The organism is Streptomyces sp. NPDC031111, from assembly GCF_055570675.1.
Genome location: NZ_JBVIGS010000006.1, coordinates 229,929 through 242,624 on the forward strand (window position 1 = coordinate 229,929; position 12,696 = coordinate 242,624).

The following is a 12,696-nucleotide window of genomic DNA, read 5'->3' on the forward strand; positions in this document are numbered from 1 at the left end:
TTCCGCGGCGACGGTCTCGGCGGCCCGGACCCGGAGTAGGGTCCGGGCCACCGAGGCCCGCATGTCTCAGCCGGCCACCGGGTCCAGCATGCGGCTGCGCTCACCGCTCCACGAGATCGCCAGCGCGTCGCGCGCCCGTGTGCAGGCCACGAACAGCAGGCAGTGCTCGGCCAGCAGGTCCGACTGGTGCTGGACGGGATCGACCTCGGCCGGCGTCACCTGCGGGGCGAACGGCAGCACGTTCGACGTCACGCCCACCACGGCCACGCACCGGAACTCCAGTCCCTTCATCGCGTGCATGGTGGCCACGCGGACACCGGAGACGTGCGGCCCCGGGTTGTCCTTGACGGCCACCGCCGGGACGCGCTCCCGCCGCAGGCGGGCGATCACGGCGTCGACCAGGGTGTTGAACCGGGCGCACACCGCCACCTCGGACGGCTTCACCCCGTCCCGCTCGATCCAGGTGCGCACCTGCTCGACCAGCGCCCGCAGCTCCTCGTCCTGGCTGCCGTGCCCGCGCGCCGCCGGGACGCGGCCGTGCAGCTGGGACCGGTAGCCGCGCAGGGAGTCCCGGCCGCCGTCCTCGTCGTCGTCCTCGCCGAGCCGGCCCACCGGCTGACCGTCGAGGAGCGACGCCGACCAGCGCAGGATCTCCTCCGTGCTGCGGTAGTTGAGGCGGAGCCGGGAGGTGCGTCCCCGGACGTTGATCCCCAACGAGCGCAACGAGACGCGGGAGTCGTAGATGCGCTGATGCGGGTCGCCGACCAGGAACATGTCGTCGGCCTGGGAGGCGACACAGGCGCGCAGCACCCGCCACTGGGCCGGATGAAGGTCCTGCGCCTCGTCCACGACGACATGGCGGTAGCGCGCTGCGCCTTCGGCGAGGGTACGCGCCGCCTGGTCGCACAGCTGCGTGTACGTCGCCGAGTCGCGCGAGGCGAGGTCCGCCGTGAACCGTTCCATCACCCGCCACAGCCGGGCCCGTTGCACCCGGCCGACCTGGGTGCCGCGTCCGCGCCGTACACAGCGCAGGTACTCCTCCGGCGTGCGCAGCCCCTGGGCGAGGACGACGTTGCGGAACTCCTGGGACAGGAACTGCTCCGTCCAGGGCAGTTCCTCGCGTGCCATGGCGCGGGTCCAGGCGCTCTTCTCGGCGGCGGCCGACAGGGGCTTCGGGGAACTGCCCCGCGCCTCCCGGACGACCCGGGCGGCGAGGGAGTCGACCGTCGTGACGTCGACGCGCTCCAGCAGGTGGGCGTCGGTGTCGCCGAGCAGCAGCGCGAGGCTGTCCCGCAGCGTGGCCGCCATGGCGTTGGTGAAGGTGGTCAGGAGGATCCGGTCGCCTTCACGGCCGGTGCGCAGCAGGTGCCGTACGCGGTGCAGGGCGACCACCGTCTTGCCGGTGCCTGGGCCGCCGGTGACCTGGGCGGGGCCGTTGAAACCGGGGTGGTAGGCGTAGCGGCGCTGGGCGGGGTGGAGGAAGATTCGCCAGCGGGTGAAGTCCTCGGCGAGGATGCGTTCCAGCTCGCCGGGGCCCGTCACCTCCACGATGCGGTCGGAGGTGTTGAGGATTGCCTCGGCGAGGGTGACCGCGGGTCGTTCCTCCGCCGTGCGGACGGTCTGTCCGCGTGGCGCGATCAACTGCTCCCAGACGTCCTCGGGGGACTCGCCCTGCGCCAGGAACCACAGCACCTCGTACTGGTCGGCGGGCATCATCGGCGGTGCCATGACCGTCAGATCGTCGGCCGTGACACAGACACGGGCCAGCTTGAGCACCTGCTCGTCGACGCCGAGGTCGCGCAGCACGGTGTCGGAGTGTTCCTCGAAGAGGCGGGTGGGGGCGGTGTCCGCCTTGGTCTCGAAGTAGGTCTCCATCTGCTCGAGGGCCTCTACGTTGCGCACCTCCACGCCGCGGGTGGCGCTGTTGACCGAGTAGGCGCGCTTGCAGGCCCAGTTGATCGCCTCGTCGTGCGGGGCGACCCGCAGGAGCATGAACATCTCGCTGCCGTCGTCGGGGGCCAGGAGGACACCCCGGTAGAACTTGGTGATGCGTATGGTGCGGATTCGGGGGTCGCGTGCCCGCTCGAGCTTCTCCAGGTGCATGCCCTTGCTCGCATGGAGCTGGGGCACGGTCATGCTGCGGAACATCTGGATCGCGTCGCCGACTTCTTTCTGGACCGGTCGCTGCAGCGAGATGAGGTCCGCGACGAAGTCGTCGGAGAGAGCGAGTCGGGGCATCGGCGTCCTCGGTGACGGGCGGGCGGTGGTCGGGACCAGCCTAGAGACCCTGGCGAGTCGGAGTGACGGAGCATCCGATTCTCGTTGTGTGAACTGAGTCAACGGTCTATTCTTTGTGTGCTGTCGCACGTTCGGTCCCGTTCGTGCTCCACCGGATCCGTCCGAAAGGACCCACCGCATGCCGGCCCAGCCCGCCCAGGCCGCTGTCCCGCACCCGCTCGACGAAGTACCCCAGACATTCCGCGCCGGGGACTCGTACGAGGTGCGCGACGGACTCGTGACCTACATCCGCCGTGATCTGCTGGGCCCCTGGGACGGAGAGGCCGAGACCCTGCCGAGCGCCTCGTCCGGGCCGCGGGACCGGTATCTCGTGGGGATGCTCGGTCCGCGGCCCCAGGGCGTCACCGCCGACCGGATCGCGCTCGTGGCCGCCCAGAGCGCGGACGGGGAGTCGGGTGACGAGCAGGAGGGGGACGACACCGAGCTGCAGGACCGGCTGACCCCGCAGGCCGCCGGCCACATCTGGGCCTCGTCCATGGGGCTGTCCTTCACGGTTCCCGCCTCCGTCGGGACGCTCAGCGTCACCGTCCGCTGGGGGCGCTACACGCAGTCGGAGGAGGCCACCGACCGCGGCACGACCCGCAGAATCTGGTCGCGTGAGCCCGTGGAGCACCCGGTGGACATCGACGTGACGGACCTGGCGGACCGGATCGTCGAATTCGAGGGGGGAGCGGCCGTCCTCGACGTGCAGGTGCGCAGACACTCCGGCGGAGGCGGGACCGAGGACCTCCGGGTCGTCGAGCTGGCTCTGGTGAACAGGCAGCAGGACAGCCGTGAGGCCCGCGACGCCCATTGGCTCTTCCAGACCCAGATCGACGTCACAGCCTTCCCGGACGACCAGGCGGCGGTCTTCCTCCCGGTCGACGACCCGCTCGATCCCGTCAACCGGGGCAACGGCGCGGAGGACGCCGAGGAACGCCGGCTCCGGCTCCTCTACCGGGACAGCCTCAGCCACGCCAAGGGCCGCAACGTCGCCGTGCACGCCCAGGTGCGGGACGGGGAACGCAACGCTCACCGACTCACCACCACCTGGCTTCCCGAGTACGACGTCCGGGCCACCACCGCACCAACCGTGGAGGAGCAGGATCTGCTCCGCGGCCTCGAACTCGGCATGGACGAACTCGCGGCTCTCGCGGTGCCCGCCCGCCGGACCGAACTCAGCGCCGCGCTGGCCCCGCTCGCCGACGGCTACGGCACCTGGCTCGACCAGCAGCGTCGCAAGGCCCGCTCGCTTCCCGACGACCTTCGCGCATCGGCCGACGCCGCCATCGACCAGGCACTGGACATCTGCGACCGGATAACCCTGGGCATCGACCGGCTCGTGGCCGACGACACGGCCCTGGAGGCCTTCCGGTTCGCCAACCGGGCCATGGCGCTCCAGCGCCGCAACACCGCCATCGCGTCGGCCCGCGCCGGCCGCGAGGACGACCGCGCCTCCTACCGGGAGGCGTACGACGAGGTCCACGCCAAGGGCAAGGCGGCAACGAGCTGGCGCCCCTTCCAGCTCGCCTTCGTCCTGCTCAACATCGACTCCCTCAGCCGGCCCGGACACTCCCATCGCGGTACCGGCCGTGAAGCACTTGTCGACTTGCTGTTCTTCCCGACCGGTGGCGGCAAGACCGAGGCCTACCTCGGCCTCGCCGCCTACACCTTCGCGCTGCGACGCCTGCAGGGCACGATCGGCTCGGGCACGGAGGCACACAGCGGTGAGGCGGGCGTCGGCGTCCTCATGCGCTACACCCTCCGCCTCCTGACCGCCCAGCAGTTCCAGCGCGCGGCCGCCCTGGTCAGCGCCTGCGAAGTGCTGCGCCGGGAGGAGTTCGCAAGGGATGTCCGCTGGGGCGCCACCCCGTTCCGCATCGGCCTGTGGGTGGGAACCTCCGTCTCACCGAACTGGTTCGACGAGGCCAAGGAGCAGATCGCCGAGGCCCGGGAGAACGCGAGCGACAAGCACGCGCGCGTCCTTCAGGTCCTGACCTGTCCGTGGTGCGGGAGCGGACTCACGGCCCGCTCCCACATGGAGTACGACGAAGGGCGGCGCCGTGTGCTGCTCTACTGCCCGCGCGGGGAGGGTGAGGACCGCTGCCCCTTCTCCCGGCGGGAATCGCCCGGCGAGGGCATCCCGGTGCTCACCGTCGACGAGGAGATCTACCGGCTCGCGCCCTCCCTCCTGATCGCCACCGTGGACAAGTTCGCCCAACTGCCCTGGAACGGGTACGCCGGCCTGCTGTTCGGCAGGGTCACCGAGCTGTGCCCACGTCACGGCTACCGGCACGACGACCTCGACGCCAAGACCGGCTGCGGGAGCCGCCACAACGCCCGGGGCAGCCTGCCCGGAGTCACCGCACAGCCGGTGACGCGCCTGCGGCCCCCGGACCTGATCATCCAGGACGAGCTGCACCTGATCTCCGGCGCCCTCGGCACCACCGTCGGCCTCTTCGAGTCCGCCGTCGACCAACTGTGCACCTGGAGCTTCACCGACGCCCGAGGACAGCACCACGAGGCCGGACCCAAGATCGTCGCTTCGACGGCGACCACCAAACGGGCAGCCGATCAGGTGCTCGGCGTCTTCGGGCGCAGGGTCGCCGTCTTCCCACCCCAAGTCCTCGACGTCGGGGACACGTTCTTCTCCCGGCAGGTCGAACTGAGTCGTACCGATCCGGGCCGACGCTACCTGGGCGTGTGCGCGCACGGCACTCGTCTCAAGGCCGCCGAGATCCGGGTCGCCGAGATCCTGCTCCTCGCCGGGCAGCAGCTCTTCGACGACTACGGCAAGCCGGCGGACCCGTACATGACCCTGGTCGGCTACTTCAACGCGACGCGCGAACTCGCGGGCATGCGGCGCTACATGGACGACGACATCACGACCCGGGTCCGCTCCAACGGCAGTCGCAGGGGCCGGGCCACACTGGCCGACCGGATCGTGAGCCGGACGGGCATGCTCGGCATCCAGGAACTCACCTCACGCATCTCCTCCTCCGACATCGGTGCCGCCCTCAAGCGTCTGGAGACCGGGTTCGACCCCGAGCGGGACACCTCGCAGCGGCGACGCGCGTTCCTGCGGGAGTACGCGGTCGCGGTGAAGGAGAAGCGGGAACCCCGCGCGGCCATGACGCCGATCGCCCGGCAGGCCGTGGACGTCGTCCTCGCCACTTCCATGCTCCAAGTCGGCGTCGACGTCTCGCGGTTCGGTCTGATGCTGGTCGTCGGCCAGCCCAAGAACACCGCCGAGTACATCCAGGCCTCCTCGCGCGTCGGCCGCGATGCCTCACGGCCCGGTCTCGTCGTCACCCTCTACAACTGGTCACGTCCAAGAGACCTGGCCCACTACGAGGACTTCGAGCACTACCACGCCACCTTCTACCGGCAGGTCGAGGCCCTCTCCGTCACTCCGTTCACCCGGCGCGCCCTCGACCGGGGTGTAGCCGCCACCTACGTGGCGGCGCTGCGTCAGGCGGCCTACGACACCTCGCGCAACCTGGACGCCCACCACGTCGATCTGGACGGCCCCCTCGCCAGGGACGTGGAGCGCAGGCTCCTGGAGCGCGCCGAACGGGTGGGGGGCGAGCTGCCCCGTCAGTACCTGAGCGAACGGCTGGACCGGCTGAAGGACGAGTGGCGCCGCAAACGGGACGAGAACAGCTCGGCCCTCGGCTACCGCAAGGAGAAGCACAAGACCACCGTCGTGAACGGGCTGCTGAGGCGGGCCGACGGATCCCGGTGGACGGAGCTGACCGTCGGCATGTCCATGCGCGAGACGGAGAACGAGATCAACCTCCTGCTGCCGGGCGGCGGAGCCTTCCTCGAGAACCCCTCGGGCGGGGGCCCGGACTGGAATTTCGGGGCGGCGGACACCGAGACCGACCCCGATCTCGCGACCACCGTGGACAGCGACGAGTACGGAACGACCACTGCGGACACGCCCAGGAAGGCACAGCGATGAACACCAGGAGCAACCGCCGGGTCGGGGCCGTCCGCCCCAGCCACCTCATGTTCACCGCCGGCGTCGGCTCGCTCGTCGACCTGCCGAACTTCTCCGTCCTCGTCAGGGGCCTCGACGCCTGGAGCTACTCCGGCATCACCGACTACGACATCGACGAGCCCCGGCTGCGCGCCGCCGTCAACCGCTCGCTGCAGCGCTACGGGCGAGGACAGATCGAGCAACTGCGGGCGGCTCCCTGGCTGGAAGGCGGGGACACGGACCCCAAGGGCTGGGCGGCACAGGGAGTCGGAGTGCCTGTCGCGCCGTTTCCGCAATGGCTGCGCTGCACGGCCTGCAACGTCCTGGCCGCGGTCGACTCCGACGAGTTCACCTTCCTCAACGCCAACCCGCGCACACCGCACGAGGCCAAGTTCGTCCACGACTGCAAGCGCGGCAAGCCGCCGCTCGCCGTGGCGGCCCGCTTCACCCTCGTCTGCACCGCGGGCCATCTCGACGAGTTCCCGTACACCCCTTTCGTCCACCACGGGCAGGCCTGCGCGAAGATGCCGCGGCCCAAGCTGCGTATGAAGGACCACGGCGGCAACCAAGCCGCCAACGTCACCATCGAATGTGTCGCCTGCGGCGCGAAGCGCAACATCCGCGAAGCCATGGGCGAACGCGGCCGGCGTCACTTGCCCCACTGCCGAGGTCGCCACCCCCACTTGGGCACCTATGAAGCGGGCGGCTGTGACCGGGACCCGGTCCTGATGGTCGCGGGGGCCTCCAACCAGTGGTTCCCGCTCACTCTCAGCGCGCTCGCGCTCCCCAAGGGGCAGGGCGGGGACATCGACAAGCTCCTCGACGACCACTGGCCGGAGCTGGAGAAGGTCGAGGACCGGAGCGAACTCGCCTTCATGGCGCGTCTGCCCCAGTTCGGATTCCTCAAGGAATACGACGCGGACGCGGTCTTCGCGGCACTCGCGGCCCGCAAACAGGGAACGGACGGGCCGGCTCCGTCCGCCCCCGACGTCCAGGCCGACCTGTTCCGCCCCGAGTGGGAGGCGCTCTCCGGCCCGGTCCCCCCGCCCAGCGATGACTTCGCCCTCAGGCCGGTCCCCGTCCCGGCCCCGCTGGACGAACTCCTCGGGGACGTCCGCCAGGTCGAGCGGCTCCGCGAGGCGCGCGCCCTCATCGGCTTCACGCGGCTGGACGCACCCGATCCCGAATCCCCGGAGATCGCGACCCGCGTGGACCTGTCCCGGGGCACGCAGAACTGGGTGCCCGCCAGCGAGGTCCGCGGGGAGGGTGTCTTCCTGCGCGTGCGGGACGACCTCATGGCGCAGTGGGTGGCGGGCATGGAGAAGTCGCCGCAGATGGAGGCTCACCGGGAGGCCTACGGCCGGTTCCGGACCAACCGGAAGTCGGACCGCAAGACGAGCGACTTCGACCCCTTCCACGGCTGGCCCGGCGCTCGCTACATCGCCCTGCACACCCTGTCCCACCTGCTGATCCGCACCATCGCTCTGGAATGCGGCTACAGCTCGGCCTCGCTGGCCGAGCGGATCTACGCCGGCGACGAACAGAACCCGAGGACGGGCATCCTGATCTACACGGCCGTCCCGGACTCCGAGGGCACCCTGGGCGGACTGGTCTCGCTCGCCGAGGAGCGCGAGTTCGGCAGGATCGTCCGCCGGGCCCTGGCCGACGCCGGGCACTGCTCGGCCGATCCGCTCTGCTCGGAGCGTCTGCCCCACGATCCGGGTGACTATCTCCACGGGGCGGCCTGCCACGTCTGCCTCTTCGTCTCCGAGACCACGTGCGAGCGCGCCAACCGGTTCCTCGACCGTCGCTTCCTCGTCCCGCTGTCCGGGGACAAGGAGCAGGTGCTGACACCGGTCGGCCTGCTGCCGTGAGCCGGCCCGCGTTCGAGACGGCCGTGGAGTCCGCCGTGGCGGTCCTCGGCCTGTCCCGGAGCAAGGACCTCGTCGGTCTGCTGGCGCGGCGAGGAACCAAGGAGCGGGCCCTGGCAGAACTGGCCGCACCGGGGGCCGACACGGTCGTCGCGGACCTGTACGACGCGATGCGGCAGGACTCGGTCCCGTTCGCCGAGGCGGCCGCTTACGTGCGGGGGTATGTCGCGGCCATGCTGCGTGCCCGGGACAGGGTGCGGGTCCGTACGGTGTGGAGTGGCCCCTCGACACCGGGCGTGCCGGTGCGGGCGACCGCCCAGGTGCTGGTCGACGTCATCGACGAGGCCCGGGACGAACTGCTGGCCATGACTTACGCGGCCCGCCCGTATCCGGCTCTGACCCGGGCTCTCACCGCAGCTGCCGAACGGAACGTGAGGATTCACGTCGTGGTAGAGACGCTGGCCGGCGCGAGGGGACTCCTCAAGGGCCGGGAACCGGCCGAGGCCTTCGCCTCCGTTCCCGGGGCGAGGCTGTGGCACTGGGCTCGCGAGCCGGACGGCCACCCTCACTCGCGTCAGCACGCCAAGCTCGCGGTGGCCGACCGCCGTACGTTGTTCCTGGGCAGCGCCAACCTGACCGAGTCCGCGGCCCGCCGGAACATCGAGGCGGGAGTGCTGGTGAGCGGTGGCGAAGCACCGCGACGGGCGGCGGAGCACATCGTGGAGTTGCAACGACTGGGCGCGCTGAGACCGCTTCGGCCGTGATCTGGCCGTCGACTGCCACGGAGGGATCCGGACGGCCTACGGTGACGCAGACATCTACGGCGCGGCGCGGGCTCCAGGGGACAGGCTGCCCGTCCACCTGTTGGAAGGCCGCACCGCCGCCCGATCGTGAACAAGGCCGCCGACCGCAGGGGCGCGCCGGGCACACTGGTCCGGCTGGCCGTCCTCACTTCCAAGGAGATCAAGATCTACTACGACGAGATCTTGGGCCCGGTGCCTCGTCCACGCTGTCGACAGCACCGACGAGGTCGTCACGCTCGCCAACGACACCTCCAACGAACCGCAGGCCCCTACGGCGGCGTGCGGAGTTCCGGCTACGGTCGCTTCGGCGGACAGGCCGACGTCGAGGCCTTCATCGACACCCGCTGGGTCACGGCGCGGGCCGAGGGCCACGCGATCCCCATCCGATGCACGGACCCCCCCGTACGAAACATGGGCCCGCGGACGGGCGCACGGCGAACCCGGCCCGGATCGAACGATCGCGGGCCGGGGCGTGTGCGGCCGGGGGTCAGCTCTTGACCGCGGCCGCGAACATGCCGGGCTCGTACGAGCCGCCCTTCTGGTGGACGATCACCGCGAGGCGGTTGGCCGCGTTGATCAGGGCGACCAGGGCGACCAGAGCCGCGGTCTGGTCGTCGTCGTAGTGCTTGCGCACCAGGGCCCATGTGTCGTCAGAGACGCCCTGGGAGGCGTCGGCGAGGCGCGTACCCTCCTCGGCGAGGGCCAGCGCCGCCCGCTCGGCCTCGGTGAACACCGTGGACTCCCGCCAGGTGGCGACCAGATGGAGCCGGACCGCACTCTCACCGGCTGCCGCGGCCTCCTTGACGTGCATGTCGACGCAGTGGCCGCAGCCGTTGATCTGGCTGGCGCGCAGCGACACCAACTCCTGCGTGGACTTCGGCAGCGGCGAGTCGTGGATCACCAGGGCGGCGCCCGCGAACCTCTTGGCGAACCTGGCGGCGAGCTCGTTCTCGAACAGATTGAATCGGGTGTCCATGGCGTGCGTCCTCACTCGTGTCGTTGTGCCGGGACGAACACGAGATGCCGGGGACCCGCCACCTGTGACGCGCAGGAAGTGTGACGTGCGCCACCGCATGCGGGTGTCACAGAACGCCGCGAGCCGGCGTCCTGTGCGCGTGGGACCGTGGAAGGCGAACAGGCGGGAGCAGCCGGTGAAGAGCGAGCACAGCGAGCGCGCGGAGGACGGGGCCGATGGGGGAGTGGACGCCGCGACCGAGGCGTTCGTCGCCCACCGCAATCTGCTGTTCACCGTCGCCTACGAGATGCTCGGCTCGGCCGCCGACGCCGAGGACGTCCTCCAGGAGACCTGGCTGCGCTGGGCGGGCGTCGACCTCGGCACCGTCCGGGACCGGCGCGCGTACCTCGTACGGATCACCACGCGCCAGGCGTTGAGCCGGCTGCGCGCGCTCGGCCGCCGCAAGGAGTCCTACGTCGGCTCCTGGCTGCCCGAGCCGCTGCTGACCTCGCCCGACGTGGCCGAGGACATCGAGCTCGCGGACAGTGTGTCGATGGCGATGATGCTGGTGATGGAGACCCTCACACCGGCCGAGCGCGCGGTGTTCGTGCTGCGCGAGGTGTTCGCCCTCGACTACGACGAGATCGCCGAGGCCGTCGACAAGAGCCCGGCCGCGGTGCGTCAGATCGCGCACCGGGCCCGGGCGCATGTCGCGGCGCGCCGGCCGCGCGGGGCCGTTTCACCGGCCGAGACACAGCACGCTCTCGACGCCTTCCAACGGGCGGTGGAGACGGGCGATCTGCGGAGCCTGCTCGACATCCTCGCCCCGGACGTCGTCCTCCTGGGGGACGGGGGCGGTATCAAGCAGGCCGTCCTCAACCCCGTCGTGGGGGCGGACAAGGTGGGCCGCCTGCTGCACGCCGGACTGGGCAGGCTCCCCGCCGGAGGGTCGCTGCGGCCCGCCCAGGTCAACGGACATCCGGCGCTCGTCCTCCGCCTCGACGGCGCCATCGACACCGTCGTGGCGGTGCGGGTCGACGACGGTCTCATCACCGGCCTGTACGCCGTCCGCAACCCCGAGAAGCTCTCGCACATGGAGCGGGAGACCGCGCTGCGCCGCTGAGCGGCCCGCGTCCTACTTGCCCTCCGGCAGCGGATCCGCCTCGCAGACCGCGCCGCGCTTCGGGAGCTTGCCGTCGAGCAGATACGCGTTGACGGCGCCCTGCACGCACGCGTTGCCGCTGTCGTAGGCGCCGTGGCCCTCGCCCTCGTAGGTGAGTTCGTGGCCCACGCCCTCGCCGAGCCGCTCCGCCATGCGGGCGGCGCCCTCGTACGGGGTGGCGGGGTCGCCGGTGTTGCCGACCAGCAGGATCGGTGGCGCGCCCGGCGCGCTCACCTCGGGGTGCTCGGCCTCGCCCGGCACCGGCCAGCCGTCGCAGTCGAGCGTGCCCCACGCCAGGCCGGGCCCGAACAGGGGCGAGGCCTCGATGAACTCGGGCAGCTTCTCCTCCACGTCCGCCACGGTGTAGCGGTCGCTGGAGTCGTCGCAGGTGATGGCCCGGAAGGCGTCGTTCTCGTTGCTCTGGTCGCCGTCGTCACCGGGGTCACCGCCGGAGCCGTGCTGCCCCAGGAGCTCCGCCAGGTCCAGCATGACGTCGCCGTTGTCGGTGACGGCCGCCTCCAGGCCCACGAGGAGGGCGGGCCAGAACTCCTGGCTGTAGAGCGCGCCGGTGATGGCCTGGACGAACTCGTCGCCGTCGAGGTCGCTGCCGTCCGAGGTGGTGAGCGGGTCCTCGTCCAATGCGGCCGCGAGCTCCACGGCGAGGTCCACGATCGCGTCGGCGCTGTCGCCGAGCGCGCAGCCCTGCTCGGCGCACCACGCGGCGAAGTGCTCGAAGGCGAGCTGGAACCCCCCGGCCTGTCCGAGGGCCTCCTCCATCGTGTTCCGGGTGGGGTCGACGACACCGTCCAGGACGGCACGGCCGACGTGCTCGGGGAACAAGTGGGCGTAGACGCCGCCGAGTTCGGTGCCGTACGAGATCCCGAAGTAGTGGAGCTTGTCGTCGCCGAGGACGTGCCGCATCAGGTCCAGGTCCCGGGCGGCCTCGGTGGTACCGACGTGGGGGAGGATGTCGCCCGAGTTCTTCCGGCACGCCGCGGCCGTCCGCCGGTTGAGGTCGACCAGTGCGTCGTTCTCGTCGGCGTCGCCGTCGTCGGGGGTCTCGTCCACCTCGTCGGCCGACTCGGCGGCGGTGTCGGCGTCCAGGCAGCGTACGCCCCGGCTGTTGCCGACGCCACGCGGGTCGAAACTGACCAGGTCGTAGCGGGAGCGGAGCTTCTCGTAGTCGGGGGCCAGGCCGGGCAGCGTGGTGACTCCGGACGCCCCGGGGCCGCCGAAGTTGAAGAGCAGCGAGCCGATCCGGTCGTCCGCGTCGCCGCTGGAGCGGGCCCGGATCAGCTCGATGCCGATCGACTCCCCGGAGGGCTTCTCCCAGTCCAGCGGCGCCCGCATCGTGGCGCACTGCCAGCGGGTGCCGTCCGGCAGGGGTTCCGGGGCCTCGCCGCCGCCCTGGATGGGGGTGGGGGCGGGACAGTTCTTCCATTCCAGGGACTGGTTCTCCAGGGACTGGTTCCGGATCCGGTCTGTGTCCTGTCCGGCGGTGGCCGTGCCACCGCCACCGCCCTGGTTGCCGTCCCCTGCCGTCGGCGAGCAGGCCGCCAGGGAACAGGAGAGCAGGGCGGCGGTGGACAGCAGGACAGCGGCGGATATCGCTCTTGTCGGTGGCATGGCCTCAGCCTCCGGCGGCT

7 protein-coding genes are annotated in these 12,696 nt (G+C 71.1%); 4 read left to right on the forward strand and 3 right to left on the reverse strand.

The annotated features are described in order from the left end of the window. Positions 1-66: 66 nt before the first annotated feature. On the reverse strand, positions 67-2,238 hold the full coding sequence (locus ACZ470_RS15440) for a UvrD-helicase domain-containing protein (RefSeq protein WP_468427396.1): 2,172 nt from the start codon (positions 2,236-2,238) through the stop codon (positions 67-69). A 178-nt stretch (positions 2,239-2,416) separates the two neighbouring features. On the opposite strand from ACZ470_RS15440, the gene drmA reads away from it, so the two are divergent. The 3 genes from drmA to drmC are packed head-to-tail and all read left to right on the forward strand — an operon-like array spanning position 2,417 to position 8,894. Continuing rightward, entirely contained in the window at positions 2,417-6,241 is a 3,825-nt protein-coding gene (gene drmA, locus ACZ470_RS15445; protein ID WP_468427397.1) for a DISARM system helicase DrmA, read from the forward strand. Next, entirely contained in the window at positions 6,238-8,133 is a 1,896-nt protein-coding gene (gene drmB, locus ACZ470_RS15450) for a DrmB family protein (protein ID WP_468427398.1), read from the forward strand. The genes drmA and drmB overlap by 4 nt, the downstream gene beginning before the upstream one ends. Continuing rightward, complete coding sequence (drmC, locus tag ACZ470_RS15455) at positions 8,130-8,894, forward strand: DISARM system phospholipase D-like protein DrmC (protein WP_468427399.1); 765 nt, start codon at positions 8,130-8,132, stop codon at positions 8,892-8,894. The genes drmB and drmC overlap by 4 nt, the downstream gene beginning before the upstream one ends. A 526-nt stretch (positions 8,895-9,420) precedes the next feature. Here drmC and ACZ470_RS15460 read toward each other — a convergent pair. Beyond that, positions 9,421-9,909 (reverse strand): carboxymuconolactone decarboxylase family protein, encoded by a 489-nt coding sequence (locus tag ACZ470_RS15460; protein ID WP_468427400.1) that lies wholly within the window; start codon positions 9,907-9,909, stop codon positions 9,421-9,423. Positions 9,910-10,084: 175 nt separating this feature from the next. Between ACZ470_RS15460 and ACZ470_RS15465 the strand changes: the two genes are divergently transcribed. Continuing rightward, positions 10,085-11,011, forward strand: coding sequence for an RNA polymerase sigma-70 factor (locus ACZ470_RS15465; protein WP_468427401.1), 927 nt, complete (start codon positions 10,085-10,087; stop codon positions 11,009-11,011). Between the two features lie 12 nt (positions 11,012-11,023). On the opposite strand, the gene ACZ470_RS15470 is transcribed toward ACZ470_RS15465, so the two are convergent. After that, positions 11,024-12,676: an alpha/beta hydrolase gene (locus tag ACZ470_RS15470; RefSeq protein ID WP_468427402.1), complete on the reverse strand. Its 1,653-nt coding sequence runs from the start codon at positions 12,674-12,676 to the stop codon at positions 11,024-11,026. Between the last annotated feature and the right edge of the window lie 20 nt (positions 12,677-12,696).

What these genes read in the sequence shown, in the direction of transcription:
- ACZ470_RS15440 (WP_468427396.1), bottom strand. Translation starts at nt 2,238, where the DNA reads ATGCCCCGACTCGCTCTCTCCGACGACTTCGTCGCGGACCTCATCTCG.
- drmA (WP_468427397.1), top strand. Translation starts at nt 2,417, where the DNA reads ATGCCGGCCCAGCCCGCCCAGGCCGCTGTCCCGCACCCGCTCGACGAA.
- drmB (WP_468427398.1), top strand. Translation starts at nt 6,238, where the DNA reads ATGAACACCAGGAGCAACCGCCGGGTCGGGGCCGTCCGCCCCAGCCAC.
- ACZ470_RS15460 (WP_468427400.1), bottom strand. Translation starts at nt 9,909, where the DNA reads ATGGACACCCGATTCAATCTGTTCGAGAACGAGCTCGCCGCCAGGTTC.
- ACZ470_RS15470 (WP_468427402.1), bottom strand. Translation starts at nt 12,676, where the DNA reads ATGCCACCGACAAGAGCGATATCCGCCGCTGTCCTGCTGTCCACCGCC.